Annotated in this window: 16 protein-coding genes; 10 read left to right on the top strand and 6 right to left on the bottom strand. The window is 68.2% G+C overall.

Annotation, left to right across the window (positions count from 1 at the left end):
• The first annotated feature begins 80 nt into the window (after positions 1–80).
• Positions 81–803 carry a cobalt-precorrin-6A reductase gene (locus ACYJP6_RS08235; protein ID WP_459474565.1) on the top strand — a complete coding sequence of 241 codons (723 nt, stop codon included), beginning with the start codon at positions 81–83 and terminating at the stop codon, positions 801–803.
• Positions 800–1,531 (top strand): precorrin-4 C(11)-methyltransferase, encoded by a 732-nt coding sequence (gene cobM, locus ACYJP6_RS08240; protein ID WP_459474566.1) that lies wholly within the window; start codon positions 800–802, stop codon positions 1,529–1,531. Before ACYJP6_RS08235 ends, cobM begins: the two co-directional genes overlap by 4 nt.
• 110 nt (positions 1,532–1,641) lie before the next feature.
• Here the strand turns inward: cobM and deoC are convergent, their stop codons facing one another.
• On the bottom strand, positions 1,642–2,319 hold the full coding sequence (gene deoC / locus ACYJP6_RS08245) for a deoxyribose-phosphate aldolase (protein ID WP_459474567.1): 678 nt from the start codon (positions 2,317–2,319) through the stop codon (positions 1,642–1,644).
• 73 nt (positions 2,320–2,392) lie between these two features.
• A complete protein-coding gene (locus ACYJP6_RS08250; RefSeq protein WP_459474568.1) occupies positions 2,393–3,718 on the bottom strand; it encodes a DUF3100 domain-containing protein in 1,326 nt (441 codons plus the stop codon).
• Positions 3,719–4,045: 327 nt separating this feature from the next.
• Between ACYJP6_RS08250 and ACYJP6_RS08255 the strand changes: the two genes are divergently transcribed.
• Positions 4,046–4,948 carry a LysR family transcriptional regulator gene (locus tag ACYJP6_RS08255; RefSeq protein ID WP_145011860.1) on the top strand — a complete coding sequence of 301 codons (903 nt, stop codon included), beginning with the start codon at positions 4,046–4,048 and terminating at the stop codon, positions 4,946–4,948.
• Between the two features lie 97 nt (positions 4,949–5,045).
• Here the strand turns inward: ACYJP6_RS08255 and ACYJP6_RS08260 are convergent, their stop codons facing one another.
• Genes ACYJP6_RS08260 through ACYJP6_RS08270 form a run of 3 tightly spaced genes read right to left on the bottom strand, consistent with a single transcriptional unit; the run spans position 5,046 to position 8,614 of the window.
• Entirely contained in the window at positions 5,046–6,200 is a 1,155-nt protein-coding gene (locus tag ACYJP6_RS08260; protein ID WP_459474569.1) for a M20 aminoacylase family protein, read from the bottom strand.
• A 3-nt stretch (positions 6,201–6,203) separates the two neighbouring features.
• Positions 6,204–7,721 (bottom strand): aldehyde dehydrogenase family protein, encoded by a 1,518-nt coding sequence (locus ACYJP6_RS08265; RefSeq protein ID WP_459474570.1) that lies wholly within the window; start codon positions 7,719–7,721, stop codon positions 6,204–6,206.
• Positions 7,722–7,723: 2 nt separating this feature from the next.
• Positions 7,724–8,614, bottom strand: coding sequence for an NAD(P)-dependent oxidoreductase (locus ACYJP6_RS08270; RefSeq protein WP_459474571.1), 891 nt, complete (start codon positions 8,612–8,614; stop codon positions 7,724–7,726).
• Positions 8,615–8,970: 356 nt separating this feature from the next.
• On the opposite strand from ACYJP6_RS08270, the gene urtA reads away from it, so the two are divergent.
• The 7 genes from urtA to ACYJP6_RS08305 all read left to right on the top strand — a co-directional run bounded on the left by urtA (position 8,971) and on the right by ACYJP6_RS08305 (position 16,394).
• Entirely contained in the window at positions 8,971–10,245 is a 1,275-nt protein-coding gene (gene urtA / locus ACYJP6_RS08275; RefSeq protein WP_459474573.1) for an urea ABC transporter substrate-binding protein, read from the top strand.
• Between the two features lie 374 nt (positions 10,246–10,619).
• Positions 10,620–12,188 (top strand): urea ABC transporter permease subunit UrtB, encoded by a 1,569-nt coding sequence (urtB, locus tag ACYJP6_RS08280; protein ID WP_459474576.1) that lies wholly within the window; start codon positions 10,620–10,622, stop codon positions 12,186–12,188.
• Positions 12,185–13,264, top strand: a complete 1,080-nt coding sequence (gene urtC / locus ACYJP6_RS08285; RefSeq protein ID WP_459474577.1) for an urea ABC transporter permease subunit UrtC — start codon at positions 12,185–12,187, stop codon at positions 13,262–13,264. The genes urtB and urtC overlap by 4 nt, the downstream gene beginning before the upstream one ends.
• Complete coding sequence (gene urtD, locus ACYJP6_RS08290; RefSeq protein ID WP_459474579.1) at positions 13,261–14,106, top strand: urea ABC transporter ATP-binding protein UrtD; 846 nt, start codon at positions 13,261–13,263, stop codon at positions 14,104–14,106. Before urtC ends, urtD begins: the two co-directional genes overlap by 4 nt.
• A 140-nt stretch (positions 14,107–14,246) precedes the next feature.
• Complete coding sequence (urtE, locus tag ACYJP6_RS08295; RefSeq protein ID WP_459474581.1) at positions 14,247–14,945, top strand: urea ABC transporter ATP-binding subunit UrtE; 699 nt, start codon at positions 14,247–14,249, stop codon at positions 14,943–14,945.
• Between the two features lie 146 nt (positions 14,946–15,091).
• Complete coding sequence (gene aroQ, locus ACYJP6_RS08300) at positions 15,092–15,535, top strand: type II 3-dehydroquinate dehydratase (protein ID WP_459474582.1); 444 nt, start codon at positions 15,092–15,094, stop codon at positions 15,533–15,535.
• 4 nt (positions 15,536–15,539) lie between these two features.
• Positions 15,540–16,394: a shikimate dehydrogenase gene (locus ACYJP6_RS08305; RefSeq protein ID WP_459474585.1), complete on the top strand. Its 855-nt coding sequence runs from the start codon at positions 15,540–15,542 to the stop codon at positions 16,392–16,394.
• A gap of 155 nt (positions 16,395–16,549) precedes the next feature.
• Here the strand turns inward: ACYJP6_RS08305 and ACYJP6_RS08310 are convergent, their stop codons facing one another.
• The gene (locus ACYJP6_RS08310; RefSeq protein ID WP_459474586.1) at positions 16,550–18,817 is read right to left on the bottom strand and encodes a YgiQ family radical SAM protein; all 2,268 of its coding nucleotides are present in this window, start codon (positions 18,815–18,817) and stop codon (positions 16,550–16,552) included.
• Between the last annotated feature and the right edge of the window lie 458 nt (positions 18,818–19,275).

Raw genomic sequence — 19,275 nt, forward strand, 5'->3', positions numbered from 1 at the left:
CACCGGCTTTGCTCCCCTCTCCCCCTGGGAGAAGGGCCGGGGGTGAGGGTGCACGCCCACGACAGCGTCGGAGCGATCCCATGAAGATCCTCCTGCTCGGCGGCACTACCGAAGCCCTGGCCATCGCGCATCGACTACCGGCGGACGCCCTCTACAGCCTCGCCGGCCTCGGCCGGGTGCCCCAAGATCTGCCCTGCCAGGTACGGGTCGGCGGCTACGGTGGCGCCGCAGGCCTGGCCGCCTTTCTCCGGGCGGAAGGCATCGAGCTGCTGCTGGACGCCACCCACCCCTATGCGGCGCAGATCAGCCACAACGCTGCCCAGGCGGCGACCAGTGCCGGTATCCCCTGCTGGGCGCTGCGCCGCCCCGGTTGGCAAGCGGGCCCGGAAGACGACTGGCGCGAGGTTGCGGACTGGCGCGAATTGCAGACAGCCCTGGCGCCCTTCGCCCGCCCCTTCTTCACTCTTGGTCGCGAACCCCTGGAGCATCTGGCAGAGATCCCCGCCCACCAGTTCTGGACCCTGCGCCTGCTCGACGCTCAGCCCAGCAACAAACGAGCTCGGATCATCGCCGACCGCGGCCCCTTCGCCCTGGAGGCCGAGCGCACCCTGTTCGCCCAGGGCAACTTCGATGTGCTGATCAGCAAGAATAGCGGCAGCGCCGCCACCCAGCCCAAGTTGCAAGTGGCACGCGAGCGCGGCTTGCCGGTGCTGGTCCTGAGTCGCCCCGCCCTGCCCGCCGTCGACCGCGAATTCGCCAGCGTCGCCGAGCTGCTCGCCGCCCTCGCCGAGGAAATCCCATGACCGTCCACTTCATCGGCGCCGGCCCCGGCGATCCCGACCTCATCACCGTCAAGGGCCAGCGGTTGATCCGCCAGTGCCCGGTGATCCTCTATGCCGGCTCCCTGGTGCCACCCGCGGTATTGGAAGGCCATAGCGCCGAGACGGTGATAGACACCGCCCACCTGGATCTGGATGCCATCGTCGGCCACCTGGCCGCCGCGCACGCCCGCGGCCAGGACGTGGCCCGGGTGCATTCCGGCGACCCCTCGCTGTACGGCGCCATCGGCGAGCAGATCCGCCGCCTGCAGGCGCTGGGCATTCCCTACGAGATCGTCCCCGGCGTGACCGCCACCGCCGCCTGCGCCGCCCTGCTGGGCTGCGAACTGACCCTGCCCGGCGTCAGCCAGACGGTGATCCTCACCCGCTATGCCAGTCGCACCGCCATGCCGGAAGGCGAGGCGCTGGCCGATCTGGCCCGGCACCGCGCCACCCTGGCCATCCACCTGGGCGTCGGCCAGTTGGAGCGCATCGTCGCCGACCTGCTACCGCACTACGGTCCCGCCTGCCCGGTGGCCATCGTCCACCGTGCCAGCTGGCCGGACCAGGACAGCGTCCAGGGCACCCTGGCCGACATCGTCGAACGGGCACGCGACAAGGACTTTCGCCGCACCGCGCTGATCCTGGTCGGCGAGGTGCTGGCGCCGGGGGACTTCAGCGATTCCAAGCTCTATCGGCAGGGGCCGGGCTAACCCCGTAGGTTGGGCTGAGGCGGCCTTATCGCCGAAGCCCAACACACCCAAGGTTCGACGCAGCACCGTTGGGCTTCGCTGCGCTCAACCCAACCTACGTTCGTCCTGCCCTAATACCCCGCCTCACCCTCGCTACCGGTGACGATGGCCACCCCCGAACTGGTCCCCAATCGGGTCGCACCCGCTTCCAGCATGGCCAGAGCGGTGGCGCGGTCGCGTACCCCGCCGGAAGCCTTCACCCCCATCTCCGGCCCCACCTCCTCCCTCATCAGCCGGACGTCTTCCAGGGTCGCGCCGCCGTGACCGAAGCCGGTGGAGGTCTTGACGAAGGCCACCCCCAGTTCACGACAGAGGCGGCAGGCCTGGCGCTTCTGGGCCTCGTCGAGCAGGCCGGTCTCCAGGATTACCTTGAGCGGCACCTCTCCGCAGGCGGCCAACACTTCAGCGATGTCGACAGCGACCTCGTCCAGCAGCCCGTCCTTGAGCCAGCCGATATTGAGCACCATGTCGATTTCTCCCGCCCCGGCGGCGATGGCGCTCTCGGCCTCGAAGGCCTTGGCCGCGCTCAAGCCGGCGCCCAGCGGAAAGCCCACCACGGCGCAGACCTTGACCGGGTTGCCAGCCAGTTGCGCCGCCGCATAGGGGACCTGGGCTGAATTCACGCACACCGAATAGAAGCCGTGGGTCACGGCCTCCGCACAGAGCTGGGCGATACGCGCGCGACTGGCATCGGCGGCGAGCAGGGTGTGATCGATATGGGCTGCGAGCGAAGGGGCATCGGGCTGCATGGAAACCTCCAGGGACGAGAGGCCGCAGTATGGACGCCTGGCCCCGGTACGGCGACCGGAGCCAGGGAGGTCATCAGTGGAACAGCTCGGCGATGCACACCGCCCCGATGAAGGTACCGAAGCCAGCGGTCAGGGACACCACCACGATGCGCCAGCCGAGGCGGCGGAAGGCGGGGATGTCCTTGGCGATGGACAGGCCGGCGAAGGCCAGCATGGGCGTGATCACCGCCAGCACACCGACGCTGTTGGAGGCGGCGGTGATCTGCGGCGCCCAGGGGCACCAGGGCGAGGTGAGGAACATGGCCACCAGCGACACCCAGCACACCGCAGGCACCTTGCGGCGCAGCAGCTGGCAGAGCAGTTCGCCGACGAAGGCCGCGGCGATCATCAGCGCCACCGCGGTGAGAGCGGCGGCCGGCAAGGCCTTGGTGGCGACGAAGGTGCCTAGCAGGGCTAGGGCCGCGGCGGCCAGCCAGGCGCTCAGGCGGCCCGACCAACCCAGCTCCACCGGCTCGTCCACCACCGTCTGGTCCACCGCGCTCTGGGTGAAGGAGGCCTTGGTGGTGCGGCCGATACGCGGCTCCAGTACCCGATAGCCCCAGACCGCCAGCGGCAGGGAAATGAACAGGGTGAAGTAGGTGCCCAGGGTGGTGGTGATCAGGTTGGCCGCGGCGGCCAGCGCCATGACCTCCTTGGCCACCTCGGGGGTCTGCTGGGCGGCCACCGCACCGGCCGCGGCGGCCATGATGCTGCCCGAGCCGATGCCGGCGCCCATGGCCAGGGAATAGGGATGGAAGATGTTCAGGCTGGCGATGAAGCCGGCCACGATGGCCATGAACACCGCGCCGATCAGGGTACCGGTGAGGTATTCGGCGAGTACGCCGCGGCCCTCTGGAGAGTCCATGCCGTAGCGCTCGCCGATAATCGCCAGGCTCGGTTCGCGGCCCACCGAGAAGGTGGCGCCTACGGCCTCGCGCTTGATGCCCAGCAGCAGAGCCACCGGCAGGCCGAGTAGGATGGTGCCGACGAAGTGTCCCAGCTCCTGGAAGGCCAGCGCCCAGCCCGCGGCGATCACCGTGGGCAGCGAGCCCCCCACCACCAGGCCGAGCTTGGCGATGAAGATCAGCAGGGCGTATTGCAGGATGGCCGCCGAGCGCACCTGGGCGCTGCGGCTGACGCTCAGGCCCTGGGGCAGGCGCGGACCGGCGAGACCGATAGCGGCCCCCAGCAGCAATGCCCAGATCATCGGCAGCAGGACCACCTTGCCCGGCCCCAGCGGGATGCTGATGGCGCCGACCAGCTCGGCGATCAGCAGCACCAGGGCTGCCCAGATGTAGAGTTTGACGGTATCGCTGACCGCGCGGTCCTGGCCGACGGCTAGAGTCGGATTGGCACTCATTCTTCCCCCTGCGGCCCACTCGCGGGCTCGGTTGTTGGTATGTTGGCAGACGCGAGCGGCGAGGCTCGCTGGGCAGAAACGAAGGCTCCGCGAGGGAGCGTGACCCGGCTGTTCTAGGAGGGCTGGTCGAGGTCGCACGGATGTCCGGAAGCGGGAGTGCCGGGAAGAACGCTGTTTTCCAGGAGTTGTTCCGCCGCTCCGGCCCTCTGGGTCGCGGGCCTCGGCCAGGCCGGGGCGGCCGTGGTCTTGGGCCGAGTATGGACAGCGCCTTGTTCTCTCTCCAATACTGGAAATGGCCTTTTCCGTTGCCTTTACGAGAACACAAGGATGCGTGGGATTCACGAACAGCGTTTGCATTATTTCGTCGAGGCGGTGCGCCTGGGCAGCGTGCGCGCCGCTGCCGACGCCTTGGACATCGCCCCTTCCGCGGTCAGCCGGCAGATCGCCCAGGTCGAGGCGGAACTGGGCGTCGATCTCATCGAGCGACACCGCCGCGGCATCACTCCGACCGAAGCCGGCCGCCTGGTGCTGGACTATTTCCGCCAGCGCCAGACCCAGCTCGACGGCCTGAGAGATGCCATCGCCGACCTCCAGGGGTTGCGTACCGGCAACGTGGCGCTGGCCATCGGCGAGGGTTTCATCGGCGATCTGTCGCGCAGCCTGGGCGAATTTTCCGCACGGCATCCGGACATCGAGGTCAGGGTCAACGTGGTGGGTACCAACGAGGTGATCCGCCAGGTGATGGAGGACGAGGCGCACCTGGGGCTGGTATTCAATCCGCCGCGCGATCCGCACCTGCGGGTGCATGGCAGCCGGCCGCAGCCGCTCTATGCGCTGGTAGCGCCGGAGCATCCGCTGGCCGCGACCGCGGGTCCCATCGCACTGGCTGAACTGGGCCGGCACCGCCTGGCGCTACCGGACATCTCCTACGGTATCCGCCAGATGCTCGATGCCGTGGAACAGGCCGCCGGCCAGCGCCTGGCGCCGACCCTCACCTGCAACACCTTCACCCTGCTCAAGCACTATGCCCAGCAGGGCGGCGTGACCCTCTTACCGCTGTTCGCCGCGACCCAGGAACTGGACAGCGGCGCCTTGCGCGCCCTGCCCCTGGCCGATCCGGGCTTCGCCCGCGCCCACGTTGAGCTGGTCACCCGCCTGGGGCGCAAGCTCAGCCGTGCGGCGGACGAGTTGCGGGCGAGCCTGGTGCAGCAGATGACCGCCTTTCGCTGAGCACCTGCCCAAAGCCCGCTGCGCGTCGGCCAAATGGCGTTGAAAAGGCCTCGCTTGGCTCTAGCTCGCAAGCCTTTGAACAGACGCTAAAGGCGTCTCAGGCCGGCAACTCCTGCCGCACCAGCTCCGCCCACAGCTGCACCGCCGGTTCGATGATGGCGTCGTTGAAGTCGTAGGCCGGATTGTGCAGCGGCGCCGAGGGCTGGGCGCCATCCACGCCGAGCCAGAGATAGGCCCCCGGACGCGACGCCAGCATGAAGGCGAAATCCTCGGAGGCCATGGACGGCGGTACGCCGTCGCTGACCCGTTCGGCACCAAAGGCCTTAACCGCCGCCTCGCGCACCCGCGCCGCCTGGGCGGGATGGTTCTGGGTCACCGGATAGCCACGGGTGAACTCCAGTTCGCCGCGCACACCCTGGGCCAGCGGCGCCTGGGCGACGATCTCGCCGATCAGCCGCTCCACCTCGGCCCGTACCGCGCCGTCCAGGCAACGCACCGTGCCCCGGAGTCGCGCCACCTCGGGGATGACGTTGATCGCCTCCCCTGCTTCCATCATGGTCACGCTGACCACCGCGGACGCCAGCGGCGAGATGCGGCGGGCGACGATGGTCTGCAACTTGAGGATCAGGTCCGCCGCGGCGACGATGGGATCGCGGCCGCGCTCGGGCATGGCCGCATGGCAGCCCTTGCCGGTCAGGGTGATGGCGAAGGTGTCCAGCGAGGCCATCATGGCCCCCGGATTGACCACCACTTGGCCGGCCGGCAGCCCCGGCCAGTTGTGCAGGCCGTAGATGGCGTCCATCGGGAAGCGCTCGAACAGGCCGTCCTCGATCATCTGCTGGGCGCCGCCGAGATTTTCCTCGGCGGGCTGGAAGACGAAATAGAGGGTGCCACGGAAGTCGCGGTTCTCGCTCAGGTGGCGGGCCGTGGCCAGCAGGATGGCGGTATGGCCGTCATGCCCGCAGGCATGCATGCGCCCGGCCGCGGTGGAACGGTGGGGCAGGTCCCCCACCTCCTGCATCGGCAGGGCGTCCATGTCGGCGCGCAGTCCCAGGCTGGGGCCCTCGCCCTGGCGCAGTACCCCGACCACCCCCGTCCCGCCAAGGCCGCGATGGACCTCCAGGCCGAAGCCCTCCAGCAATTCGGCGACCCGCGCCGCGGTGCGGTGCTCGGCGAAACCCAGTTCGGGATGGGCGTGGAAGTCGCGCCGCCAGGTGCGGGCATCGTCCAACAGGGATTGGTGAATGGTCATCGGTTACTCCAGGCTGGCGCCATAGCCGAAGCCGGCGGCGGGCACCGCGGCGGTCTCCACCCAGACGCTCTTCACCTCGCTGTATTCGCGCAGGGCGTCGAGGCCGGAGGAACGGCCATAGCCGCTCTCGCCATAGCCGCCGAAGGGCGAGCTGACGTGGATGGTCTTGTAGCCGTTGACCCAGAAGGTGCCGGCGCGCACGCCGCGAGCCACCCGGTGGGCTCGACCGACGTCGCGGGTCCAGACCGCCCCGGCCAGGCCGAAGCGGCTGTCGTTGGCGATGCGGATGGCGTCGGCCTCGTCCTTGAAGGGAATGGCCACTACCACCGGCCCGAAGATCTCTTCCTGGGCGCAGGCCAGGCCGTTGTGGCCGGCCAGCACGGTGGGATTGACGTAGTAGCCGGTCCCAGCCGGCAGCGGCTCGACGCCATTGGCCACATGCCGCGCGCCTTCGCCCAGGGCACCCTCTACCATCCGGCGCACGTGGGCGAATTGCTTGGCGTTGTGGATCGGGCCGATCTGGGTCTCGGGATCGCTGGGATCCCCTACCTTGAACTGGCTGGCGGCGCGGGCTACCGCCTGGATGAAGCGCTCGTAGATGGACTCCTGCACCAGCAGCCGCGAACCGGAAACGCAACTCTGGCCGGCGCCGGAGAAGATCGCCGCCTGGGCGCCGCGCACGGCCAGATCCAGGTCGGCGTCCTCGAAGACGATGTTGGCCGACTTGCCACCCAGCTCCAGCACCGCCGGGATGCAGCGCTGGGCCGCGGCGGCGGCGATGTGGCGGCCGGTGGCCGGCGAGCCGACGAAGACCACCTTGCGGATGTCGGCGTGGGCGATCACCTGCTGGCCGACGGTATGGCCCTGGCCGGCGAGGACGTTGACCAGGCCCTTGGGCGCGCCGGCGCGCTCCACCAGTACGCCGAGCAGCAGCGAGGTCACCGGGGTCAGCTCGGAGGGCTTGAGGATCACCGCGTTGCCGGCGGTGATGGCCGGGGCGATCTGCCAGCCGCCGGTGAAGATGGGCGCGTTCCAGGGGGTGATCTGCAGCACCGTGCCCAGGGGTTCGTAGGTCACGTAGTTGAGGTGGCTGGTGGGCACCGGGATGACTTCGCCGTGCAGCTTGTCGGCCCAGCCGGCGTAGTACTCGAACATCTCGGCGACCTTGAGCACCTCGACGCGGGCATCGCGGATCGGCTTGTTGGCGGTCAGGGATTCCAGCTGCGCCAGGGCCTCGGCTTCCTCGCGGATCAGGGCGCCGACGCGATAGATGATACGTCCGCGGGCCTGGGCGGTCAGCGCCCGCCACTCCTCGCGCGCCCGGCGGGCGGCGGCATCGGCGCGCTCGACCACGGCCAGGTCGGCATCGGGGTAGCGGTAGGCGAGGCTGTCGTCATGGGCGTTGCGAACCTCGACCTGCTCGCCGCTGCCATCGATGAATTCGCCGTCCACAAAGCTTGCGACCTGCTGGCGGTCGCCCCAGTAGGGCTTGAGCAATTCCAGAGTCTTGGCGTTCATCATGATCATTCCCCCTTGCCGAACAGGTCTTCGCTGGTGCGTCGCGCGATGGCGCAGAAATCCTCGCCATCGGCCAGGGTCTCGGCACTGGCCGCCCAGGCCTGGGCCGTAGCTGCGGCCAGCGGCAGGTCGAGGCCGAGCTCGGCGATGAGGTCACAGGCCAGGCCCACGTCCTTGCGCATCAGGCCCATGGTGAAGCCGGAGTCGTAGGCCTTGTTCAGCACCCAGGTGGGGAACATGCCCTGGCTGGCGGCGCTGCGCCCGGAGCCGGCGTTGATGCCTTCGATCAGCTTTTCCGGGGCGACCCCGGCACGAGCGGCCATGGTGACGGCTTCCGCGGTGGTGATCAGGTGCGCCGCGGCGAGCAGGTTGTTGGCGATCTTGGCGATGTTGCCGGCGCCCACGGCGCCGATGTGCACCCGGGTCGCGCTCATGGCCTCTAGAGCCGGCAGCGCCTTGGCCAGGGCCGCTTCGCTGCCGCCGATGACCATGGTCATGGTGCCGGCCGCGGCACCGGCCGGACCGCCGGAAACCGGGGCATCGAGGAAGTCAGCGCTGACCTCGGCGAAGGCCGCCGCCACCCGGCGGCTGGTCTCGGGGGTGGAGGTGGTGGTATCGACCACCACGGTGCCCGGTCGCACGCGACCGACCAGCCCCGCCTCGCCCAGGCACACGGCTTCGACATGCTCGGCCTTGGGCAGCGACAGCACGATCACCTCGCTGGCAGCGGCCAGGGCCGCCAGATCGCCGGCGATGGCCACGCCCTGGGCAGCGACCCGCTCGCAGGCGGCGTTGGAGGGGTCCAGCCCAATGACCGGTACGCCCTTGCGCGCCAGGGTGATCGCCATGTTGCCGCCCATGTTGCCGAGTCCGATGACCCCGACCTGCCTGCCCATGCCCTGCTCCTCTGCGTGCGAATGACTGGCGACCGGCCCAGTGGCCAGCCTGTGAGGATCGAGTATGGGAGGCCCCAGGCATCACTACCAATACGGCATTCGGTCTTTCATGTTGCGTAAAAGGCAACGGCAGACGGGCTGGCCTGACGGCGACAGCACCAGCATCGTGCATGCCCTTATTCGCCCGCTCGCGCCCGCCCCATCCTGGTGCAACGGCAGAATCCTGAGCGATCGGTCAAGCGGCCCGAGCCCAGTAACCATGCGGCCCCAGCCCCCCTGGCACAAATCCTGAAATGACGATCGCCGGGCCCAGAGCCCAGCCCAACAACAGCGCACGTTCGCCAGGAGCCATTCGCATGAAGCGCCGCCCTCTTCTCAAGACCACCCTCGCCGCCAGCGCCCTGCTCATGAGCGGCCTGTTCCCCTGGAGCGCCGCCCACGCTGCGGACACCATCAAGGTCGGCATCCTGCATTCGCTCTCCGGCACCATGGCCATCTCCGAGACTTCGCTCAAGGACATGGCGCTGATGACCATCGACGAGATCAACGCCAAGGGCGGGGTACTGGGCAAGAAACTCGAACCCGTGGTGGTCGACCCGGCCTCCAACTGGCCGCTGTTCGCCGAGAAGGGCCGCCAGCTGCTGACCCAGGACAAGGTCGCGGTCACCTTCGGCTGCTGGACCTCGGTGTCGCGCAAGTCGGTGCTGCCGGTCTACGAAGAGCTCAACGGCCTGCTGTTCTACCCGGTGCAGTACGAGGGCGAAGAGATGTCGCCGAACGTCTTCTACACCGGCGCGGCGCCGAACCAGCAGGCCATCCCGGCGGTGGAATACCTGCTGAGCGAGGAAGGCGGCGGCGCCAAGCGTTTCTTCCTGCTGGGTACCGACTACGTCTACCCGCGCACCACCAACAAGATCCTGCGATCCTTCCTGCACAGCAAGGGCATCCAGGACAAGGACATCGAAGAGGTCTACACCCCCTTCGGCCACAGCGACTACCAGACCATCGTCGCCAACATCAAGAAGTTCGCCGCGGGCGGCAAGACCGCGGTGGTCTCCACCATCAACGGCGACTCCAACGTGCCCTTCTACAAGGAACTGGGCAACCAGGGCCTGAAGGCCACCGACGTACCGGTGGTGGCCTTCTCGGTGGGCGAGGAAGAACTGCGCGGCATCGACACCAAGCCGCTGGTGGGCCAGCTCGCCGCCTGGAACTACTTCGAGTCGCTGGATAACCCGGTGAACAAGAAGTTCGTCGAGGCCTGGAAGGCCTACGCCAAGGCCAAGAACCTGCCCAACTACCAGACCGCCGTGACCAACGATCCCATGGAAGCCACCTACGTCGGCATCCACATGTGGGCCCAGGCGGTGGAAAAGGCCGGCAGCACCGACGTCGACAAGGTCCGCAAGGCCATGGCCGGCCAGACCTTCGCCGCACCGGACGGCTACACCGTGAAGATGGACGAGAAGAACCACCACCTGCACAAGCCGGTGATGATCGGCGAGGTCCAGGACAACGGCCAGTTCAACGTCGTCTGGCAGACCGAAGGCCCGGTGCGTGCCCAGCCCTGGAGCCCCTACATCCCTGGCAACGACAAGAAGTCCGACGAGCCGGTGAAGGGTGGCAAATAACAGCTGACCCTCACCCCCGGCCCCTCTCCTGGAGGGAAAGGGGCGCAAAGCGCCAGTCAGCGTGCAGCTCTTACCCCCTCTCCCCTTGGGAGAGGGCTGGGGTGAGGGCAAGAGGCGCGCCGAGGCCAACCGCTCTTCCCCCTGTCCCTTTGCGAGAGGGCCGGGGGTGAGGGCCAAGGCGCCTCCCGCCAACACCGGAAGCGCCGCAGCACCACCGCTCCGCTCTGCCCCCCTCTCCCCCTGGAAGAGGGCCGGGGTGAGGGCCCGCCAGCGCACCTGGCCACACGGCCCGGTGCCCGGCACCAGAAATGAGGCCACGTACGCCCGCTCTCGAGCCGGCGCGCAGGAGCCTTTACCCACCGACGAGGCCGAGCATGTCCCTACGTCTTTTTCTTCTGCCCCTGCTGTCGCTGCTCGCCGGCCTCGCCCAGGCCGGCCCCGCCGCCGACCTGGCCGCCGCCAGCCCCAACGACCAGGCCAAACTGCTGCAGGACTGGGCCGCAGCGCCCGCTCCGGCCCAGCTCCCGGTGCTCCAGGCGCTGCAGGACGGTCGCCTCTACACCGACGACACCAAGCGCCCCTTCTACAAGACCGGCGAGACCTATACCGCGGCCGAGGGTGAAGCCAGCGCTCCCAGCGGCACCCCCAAGCCGATCCGCCTGAACAATCGCCTGCGCATCCTCATCGGCGCCGCCCAGGCCAGCGGCCAGTTGCTCTCCGCCGATGCCGGCGTCCGCCTGGGCGCCGCCCAGGCCCTGCGCCAGGACGCCAAGCCGGAGCAGCGCCCCTTCCTGGAAAAGCGCCTGCAGACCGAGGCGGACAAGGACGTCAAGAGCGCCCTCACCGCCGCCCTGGCCAATCTCCAGCTGACCGACCCCGATCCGGCGGTACGCCTGGCCGCGGTCCGGCTGCTCGGCGAGTCCGGCGAGCCCCAGGCCAAGACTCGCCTGCAGGCCCTGCTCGATCCGGCCGTGGAAGCCAACGAAGAGGTGCGCAAGGCCGCCGCCACCGGGCTCGCCCAGGTGGACCGCAAGCTGCTGCTGGGCGACCTGCTCGGCCAGGCCTTCACCGGCCTGTCGCTGGGCTCCATCCTGCTGCTGGCCGCCCTGGGCCTGGCCATCACCTATGGCCTGCTCGGCGTCATCAACATGGCCCACGGCGAGATGCTGATGCTCGGCGCCTACACCACCTACGTGGTGCAGCTGACCCTGCAACGCCTCGCCCCCGATTGGCTGGCCTGGTATCCGCTGCTGGCCTTGCCGATGGCCTTCCTGGTCACGGCCGCCATCGGCATGGCGTTGGAACGCACCGTGATCCGCCACCTCTATGGCCGGCCGCTGGAAACCCTGCTGGCCACCTGGGGCATCAGCCTGATGCTGATCCAGGCGGTACGGGTGCTGTTCGGCGCCCAGAACGTCGAGGTGGCCAACCCGGCCTGGCTGTCCGGCGGCATCCAGGTGCTGCCCAACCTGCTGCTGCCCTGGAACCGGGTGATCATCCTCGGCTTCGTGGTCTTCGTGCTGATCCTGACCTGGACCCTGCTGAACAAGACCCGCCTGGGCCTCAACGTGCGCGCCGTGACCCAGAACCGCAACATGGCCGCCTGCTGTGGCGTGCCCACCGGCCGCATCGACATGCTCGCCTTCGGCCTCGGTTCCGGCATCGCCGGCCTCGGCGGCGTGGCCCTGTCGCAGATCGGCAACGTCGGCCCCGACCTCGGCCAGAGCTACATCATCGATTCCTTCCTGGTGGTGGTGCTGGGCGGCGTCGGCCAACTGGCCGGCAGCGTGCTGGCCGCCTTCGGCCTGGGCATCGTCAATAAGATCCTCGAGCCGCAGATCGGCGCCGTGCTGGGCAAGATCCTCATCCTCGGCCTGATCATCCTGTTCATCCAGCGCAGGCCCCAGGGCCTGTTCGCCCTCAAGGGGAGGGTCATCGATTGAACCAGCCACTCGCCCTCACCGCCGTGCAGAAAGTCGGTCCGCGCCTGAGCCTGGCCGTGCTCGGCCTGGCCCTCGCCCTGCTGCTCGCGCTGCCGCTGCTGTCCCTGCTGCCGGCCGACAACCCCTTCCAGGTCTCGGCCTATACCCTCACCCTGGTGGGCAAGATCCTCTGCTACGCCATCGTCGCCCTGGCGCTGGACCTGGTCTGGGGCTATGCCGGCATGCTTTCCCTGGGCCACGGGCTGTTCTTCGCCCTCGGCGGCTACGCCATGGGCATGTACCTGATGCGCCAGGCCGCCGGTGACGGCCTGCCGCCCTTCATGAGCTTCCTTTCCTGGAGCAGCTACCCCTGGTTCTGGGCTGGCACCGACCACTTCCTCTGGGCCCTGTGCCTGGCGATACTGGCGCCCGGCTTGCTGGCCCTGGCGTTCGGCTTCTTCGCCTTCCGCTCGAAGATCAAGGGCGTCTACTTCTCGATCATGACCCAGGCCCTGACCTACGCCGGCATGCTGCTGTTCTTCCGCAACGAGACCGGCTTCGGCGGCAACAACGGCTTCACCGGCTTCACCACCCTGCTGGGCTTCCCGGTGGCCGCCCAGGGCACCCGCGCGGTGCTCTTCCTGCTCACCGTGACGCTGCTGGTGGCCAGTCTCTGGCTGGGCTGGCGGCTGGCGCAGAGCAAGTTCGGCCGCATCCTCACGGCGATCCGCGACGCCGAGAACCGGGTGACCTTCTGCGGCTATGATCCGCGCGGCTTCAAGCTGTTCGTCTGGGTGCTCTCGGCGGTGCTCTGCGGCCTGGCCGGCGCCCTCTACGTGCCCCAGGTAGGCATCATCAACCCCAGCGAGATGGCCCCGACCAACTCCATCGAAGCGGCCATCTGGGTCGCCCTCGGCGGACGCGGCAGCCTGATCGGTCCGGTGCTCGGCGCCGGCATCGTCAACGGCGCCAAGAGCTGGTTCACCGTGGCCTTTCCCGAATACTGGCTGTTCTTCCTCGGCGCCCTGTTCATCGTCGTCACCCTCTATCTGCCACGTGGCGTGATCGGCCTCATCAAGAAGGAGCGCGACGTATGAAAGCCGCCCCCGTCCCCCCTCTGGCCGCCGAGGTGCTCGACCCCGGCATCGGCGGCGAAGCCAGCGGCCTCGGCCATCGCGCCAGCAAGGGCCTGGATACCCGCCACGGCACCATCCTCAGCCTGGAAGGCATCGAGGTCAGCTTCGACGGCTTCAAGGCCCTGCGCGACCTCAACCTCTACATCGGCGTCGGCGAATTGCGCTGCATCATCGGCCCCAACGGCGCCGGCAAGACCACCATGATGGACGTCATCACCGGCAAGACCCGTCCCGACCGCGGCACGGCCTGGTTCGGCGAGACCCTCGACCTCACCCGCCTGCAACCGGTGGAGATCGCCCAGGCCGGCATCGGCCGCAAGTTCCAGAAACCCACGGTGTTCGAGGCCCTGACCGTCTGGGAGAACCTGGAGCTGGCGCAGCGCACCGACAAGTCGGTGTGGGCCAGCCTGCGCGCGCGCCTCGCCGGTGAACAGCGCGATCGCTTGGAGGAGGTGCTCACCACCATCCGCCTGCAGGAGTCGCGCGGCCGCACCGCCGGCCTGCTCTCCCACGGCCAGAAGCAATTCCTCGAGATCGGCATGCTGCTGGTGCAGGAGCCCCAGCTGCTGCTGCTCGACGAACCGGTGGCCGGCATGACCGACGCCGAGACCGAGTTCACCGCCGAGCTGTTCAAGTCGCTGGTGCCCCGGCACTCATTGATGGTGGTGGAGCACGACATGGGCTTCGTCGGCAGCATCGCCGATCACGTCACCGTGCTGCACCAGGGCCACGTCCTCGCCGAAGGCTCGCTGGACCAGGTCCAGGCCAACGACCAGGTGATCGAGGTGTATCTGGGGCGCTAGCGCGCGCCGAATTAAATGCACATCGCGGCCATGGGCCGCTCCTACCTGGAGCGGTCACAACGGCAAACCGCCATGGCCGCGAGCGACACCCTATCCGTAGGAGCGGCCCATGGCCGCGATAGAACCCGCCCGAGGCCCCCATGCTCCAGGTCAACGAACTCCATCAATACTATGGCGGCAGCCACATCCTACGTGGCCTGTCCTTCGAGGCGCCCATCGGCGAGGTCACCAGCCTGCTCGGCCGCAACGGCGTCGGCAAGACCACCCTGCTGCGTTGCCTCATGGGCCTGATCCCGGCCAAGCGCGGCAGCGTCACCTGGGAAGGCCAGGACATCACCAGTCGCAAGCCGCACCAGCGGGTGCACGCCGGCATCGCCTACGTCCCCCAGGGCCGCGAGATCTTTCCGCGCCTCACCGTCGAGGAAAACCTGCTCATGGGCCTATCGCGCTTTCCCGCGCGGGAGGCGCGCGAGGTGCCGGAGTTCATCTACGAACTCTTCCCGGTGCTCCGGCAGATGCGCCAGCGCCGCGGCGGCGACCTCTCCGGCGGCCAGCAGCAGCAACTGGCCATCGGCCGCGCCCTGGCCAGCCGCCCACGCCTGCTGATCCTCGACGAACCCACCGAAGGCATCCAGCCCTCGGTAATCAAGGAAATCGGCACCGTCATCGCCCACCTGGCCAAGCGCGGCGACATGGCCATCCTGCTGGTGGAGCAGTTCTACGACTTCGCCAGCGAACTGGCTGACGGCTACCTGGTGATGTCCCGCGGCGAGATCGTTCAGCGCGGCCGCGGCGCCAACATGGAGGCGGAAGGCGTCCGCGGGCTGGTGGCGATCTAGTCGGCAAGGGCCGATAATCGAACGTTTCCGCAGCCTGCCCCGGCGCCAGCCCAGCCGAGTCGATTGACGAAATTAACCGGCTGGTACATTTTCTCTCCAGCGCCGGGCAGCGCCTGCCCGGCAAGACAACAAGAGAGAAAGCTGTTATGTCCTCCCGTCGTATCCTGGTGCTCAACGGCCCCAATCTCAACCTGCTCGGCACCCGCGAACCCGCCACCTACGGCCACGAGACCCTGGCCGACGTCGCCCGGCTGTGCGAGCGGACCGCCGCCGCCGACGGCTACGAGGTCGACTTCCGCCAGACCAACCACGAAGGTGAATTGCTCGACTGGATCCACCAGGCCCGCGGCGCCTACGCCGGGGTGGTGATCAACCCCGCGGCCTGGACCCATACCTCGGTGGCCCTGCGCGACGCCCTGGTGGCCAGCGAACTGCCGGTCTACGAGGTGCACCTGTCCAACGTGCATCGCCGTGAGGCCTTCCGGCATCATTCCTATGTCTCGGGCATCGCCGTCGGCGTCATCTGCGGCCTCGGCAGCCAGGGCTATCGCGCCGCCATCGCCGCGCTCATCGCACACCAGGGGAATTGAGTCCATGACCGCACCCAAATCCGTTCTCGCCGGCCTGATCGGCGCCGGCATCCAGGCCTCGCTGACACCCGCCATGCACGAGCGCGAAGGCGACGCCCAGGGGCTGAGATACCTCTACCGCCTGATCGACCTGGACGCGCTCGGCCTCTCCGCCGACGCCCTGCCCGAACTGCTGCAGGCCGCCCGGCGCACCGGCTTCACCGGCCTCAACATCACCTTTCCCTGCAAGCAGTCGATCATTCCGCTGCTCGACGACCTCTCCCCCGAGGCCCGTGGCATCGGCGCGGTGAACACCGTGGTGCTGGCAGACGGCCGCGCCGTGGGCCACAACACCGATTGCCTGGGCTTCGCCGAAGGCTTCCGCCGCGGCCTGCCGGACGTGGCCAAGCGCCTGGTAGTCCAGCTGGGCGCCGGCGGCGCCGGTAGCGCCGTGGCCCATGCCCTGCTCGCGGAGGGCGTCGACCAGCTGTTCATCTTCGACGTCGAGGCCGAGCGTGCCCAGGTCCTGGTGGACAACCTGACCCGCCACTTCGGCCCCGGCCGCGCCGCGGTCGGCACCGACCAGGCCGCCGCGGTGGCCGCCGCCGACGGCCTGGTCAACACCTCGCCAGTGGGCATGGCCAAGCTCCCCGGTCTGCCGCTGCCGGCCGAGCTGCTGCACCCCGGCCTGTGGGTCGCCGAGATCATCTACTTCCCGCTGGAAACCGAACTGCTGCGCCACGCCCGCGCCCTCGGCTGCCGCACCCTGGACGGCGGCACCATGGCCGTGTTCCAGGCGGTCAAGGCCTTCGAACTCTTCAGCGGCCGCACCGCCAACGCTGAGCGCATGCAGGCCCACTTCGCCGAATTGCGCGGGTAGTCCTCAGCGTTGGGCTTCGCTACGCTCAACCCAACCTACGCCACCCGTAGGTTGGGTTGAGACGGCTCCACCGTCGAAGCCCAACAACCCCGCGCCTGATCTAACACCCATAAAAAAGGGGAGGCCTTGGCCTCCCCTTTTCTCATGCCCTCGCCTCAGCGCGGCATGTTCGGCTGGCGCCGCGACTTCTTGCGCGGACCGCCCTTGGCGTAGCCGGCGGCCTGGCCTTCCTGGCCCTTGTCCCAGGCCTTGCTGCCATCGCTGGCGCGGGGCGGCAGGCCAGTGTGCTGGGTGAGGATGCGCCCAGCGCCGGTGCCGGCCTTCTTGCTGCCCACCGGGGTGGAATTCTTGCGCCGCGCACTCTGGTAGCCCGCGTCGCCCACCGGCTGGGTGGCCGGGATCAACTGGTGCTTGCCCGGCCCGATCAGGTCGGCGCGACCCATCTCCTTGAGCGCCTCGCGCAGCAGCGGCCAGCCCTTGGGATCGTGGTAGCGCAGGAAGGCCTTGTGCAGGCGGCGCTGCTGGTCACTCTTGACGATGGTCACGCCGTCGCTCTTGTAGGTGACCTTGCGCAGCGGGTTCTTGCCCGAGTGGTACATGGCCGTGGCGGTGGCCATCGGCGAGGGATAGAAGGCCTGCACCTGGTCCGCGCGGAAGCCGTTGCGCTTGAGCCACAGCGCGAGGTTCATCATGTCCTCGTCGGTGGTGCCCGGGTGCGCGGCGATGAAGTAGGGGATCAGGTACTGCTCCTTGCCCGCCTCCTTGGTGTACTTCTCGAACATCTGCTTGAAGCGGTCATAGCTGCCGATACCCGGCTTCATCATCTTGTCCAGCGGACCGCGCTCGGTGTGCTCGGGAGCGATCTTCAGGTAGCCGCCGACATGATGGGTGACCAGTTCCTTGACGTACTCGGGCGACTCCACGGCCAGGTCGTATCTCAGCCCCGAGGCGATGAGGATCTTCTTCACCCCCGGCAGCGCCCGCGCCTTGCGGTACAGCTCGATCAGCGACGAGTGATCGGTATTGAGGTTCTCGCAGATGCCGGGGAACACGCACGACGGCTTGCGGCAGTGGCGCTCGATCTCCGGGTCCTTGCAGGCGATGCGGTACATGTTGGCGGTCGGGCCACCCAGGTCCGACACCACGCCGGTGAAGCCCGGCACCTTGTCGCGCATCTCCTCGATCTCGCGGATGATCGAGTCGTGGGAGCGATTCTGGATAATCCGGCCTTCGTGCTCGGTGATCGAGCAGAAGGTGCAGCCACCGAAGCAGCCGCGCATGATGTTCACCGAGAAGCGGATCATCTCGTAGGCCGGGATCTTCTCCTTGCCATAGGCCGGGTGTGGCACCCGCGCATAGGGCATGCCGAACACGTAGTCCATTTCCTCGGTGGTCATGGGGATGGGCGGCGGCGTGAACCAGACGTCCACGTCGCCATGCCGCTGCACCAGCGCCCGGGCGTTGCCCGGGTTGGTTTCCAGGTGCAGCACGCGGTTGGCGTGGGCATAGAGCACCGGGTCGTTGCGCACCTTCTCGAAGGACGGCAGGCGGATCACCGTCTTGTCGCGGGTCATGCGCGGGCTTTCCAGCAGCTGCACCACCTTGGCTTCGTTGGGATCCTCAACCTCACCCTTGGCTTGCTCGATGGCGCAGGCCTCGGTGTCCTGGGTGTTCACATAGGGATTGATGATCTTGTCGACGCGACCGGGGCGATCGATGCGGGTCGAGTCGACCTCGAACCAGCCGTCGGGGGTATCGCGACGGATGAAGGCGGTGCCGCGCACATCGGTGATGGACTCGACCTGCTCGCCGCGCGACAGGCGCTGGGCGATCTCGACCACCGCGCGCTCGGCATTGCCGTAGAGCAGGATGTCGGCGGTGGCGTCCATCAGGATCGAGCGCCGGACCTTGTCCTGCCAGTAGTCGTAGTGGGCGATCCGGCGCAGCGACGCCTCGATGCCGCCGAGCACCACCGGCACATGGCTGTAGGCCTCCTTGCAGCGCTGGCTGTAGACCAGGCTGGCGCGATCCGGACGCTTGCCGGCGACGTTGCCCGGGGTATAGGCATCGTCCGAGCGGATCTTCTTGTCGGCGGTGTAGCGGTTGATCATGGAGTCCATGTTGCCCGCGGCCACGCCGAAGAACAGATTCGGCTCGCCGAGCTGCATGAAGTCGTCCTTCGACTGCCAGGCCGGTTGGGCGATGATGCCCACGCGGAAGCCCTGGGCTTCCAGCAGGCGGCCGATGATGGCCATGCCGAAGGACGGATGATCGACGTAGGCGTCCCCGGTGACGATGATGATGTCGCAGCTGTCCCAGCCGAGTTGGTCCATTTCCGCCCGACTCATGGGCAGGAACGGCGCCGGACCGAAGCACTCGGCCCAGTATTTCGGATAGTCGAACAGCGGCGTGGCGGCTTGCATGGCAGCTTCCGGGAAAGGGGTGTTTTGGAGGGCGCGCAGGATAGCACAAAAAATGACCAATTCAGCCCCCGGACATCGATTGCCTTTGGCTATCGGGCGGCGGCTCTGGCCCCACCCTCACCCCAACCCTCTCCCTGAGGGAGAGGGGGCAAAAACAACTCCGTGCCCTGGGTCTTCCCCTCCACCTTCAGGAAAGAGTCGGGGTGAGGGAAGCCCACCGGCAATGCCCTTCAGCCGTAGGGTGGACAACGGCGCAGCCTGGTCCGCGCGCAGTCGCCCCTTTCTCCCAAGAGAGGACCGAACGAAGACTCCCTGCCGCAGCACGCTCTTACCCCTCTCCCGGAGGAAAAGGGCCGGGGTGAGGGAAACCCACCGGCAATGCCCTTCAGCCGTAGGGTGGACAACGGCGCAGCCTTGTCCACGCGCAGCCGCCCCTTTCTCCCAAGAGCAGACCGAGG

This window comes from Pseudomonas sp. No.117 (genome assembly GCF_054558395.1).

Excerpts from the sequence above, each read along its gene's own strand:
- ACYJP6_RS08250 (WP_459474568.1), bottom strand. The coding sequence starts at position 3,718 with ATGAGTGCCAATCCGACTCTAGCCGTCGGCCAGGACCGCGCGGTCAGC.
- ACYJP6_RS08255 (WP_145011860.1), top strand. The coding sequence starts at position 4,046 with ATGCGTGGGATTCACGAACAGCGTTTGCATTATTTCGTCGAGGCGGTG.
- urtB (WP_459474576.1), top strand. The coding sequence starts at position 10,620 with ATGTCCCTACGTCTTTTTCTTCTGCCCCTGCTGTCGCTGCTCGCCGGC.
- ACYJP6_RS08260 (WP_459474569.1), bottom strand. The coding sequence starts at position 6,200 with ATGACCATTCACCAATCCCTGTTGGACGATGCCCGCACCTGGCGGCGC.
- urtA (WP_459474573.1), top strand. The coding sequence starts at position 8,971 with ATGAAGCGCCGCCCTCTTCTCAAGACCACCCTCGCCGCCAGCGCCCTG.
- urtE (WP_459474581.1), top strand. The coding sequence starts at position 14,247 with ATGCTCCAGGTCAACGAACTCCATCAATACTATGGCGGCAGCCACATC.
- ACYJP6_RS08270 (WP_459474571.1), bottom strand. The coding sequence starts at position 8,614 with ATGGGCAGGCAGGTCGGGGTCATCGGACTCGGCAACATGGGCGGCAAC.
- ACYJP6_RS08305 (WP_459474585.1), top strand. The coding sequence starts at position 15,540 with ATGACCGCACCCAAATCCGTTCTCGCCGGCCTGATCGGCGCCGGCATC.
- urtD (WP_459474579.1), top strand. The coding sequence starts at position 13,261 with ATGAAAGCCGCCCCCGTCCCCCCTCTGGCCGCCGAGGTGCTCGACCCC.
- aroQ (WP_459474582.1), top strand. The coding sequence starts at position 15,092 with ATGTCCTCCCGTCGTATCCTGGTGCTCAACGGCCCCAATCTCAACCTG.
- ACYJP6_RS08235 (WP_459474565.1), top strand. The coding sequence starts at position 81 with ATGAAGATCCTCCTGCTCGGCGGCACTACCGAAGCCCTGGCCATCGCG.
- deoC (WP_459474567.1), bottom strand. The coding sequence starts at position 2,319 with ATGCAGCCCGATGCCCCTTCGCTCGCAGCCCATATCGATCACACCCTG.
- ACYJP6_RS08310 (WP_459474586.1), bottom strand. The coding sequence starts at position 18,817 with ATGCAAGCCGCCACGCCGCTGTTCGACTATCCGAAATACTGGGCCGAG.
- ACYJP6_RS08265 (WP_459474570.1), bottom strand. The coding sequence starts at position 7,721 with ATGATGAACGCCAAGACTCTGGAATTGCTCAAGCCCTACTGGGGCGAC.
- cobM (WP_459474566.1), top strand. The coding sequence starts at position 800 with ATGACCGTCCACTTCATCGGCGCCGGCCCCGGCGATCCCGACCTCATC.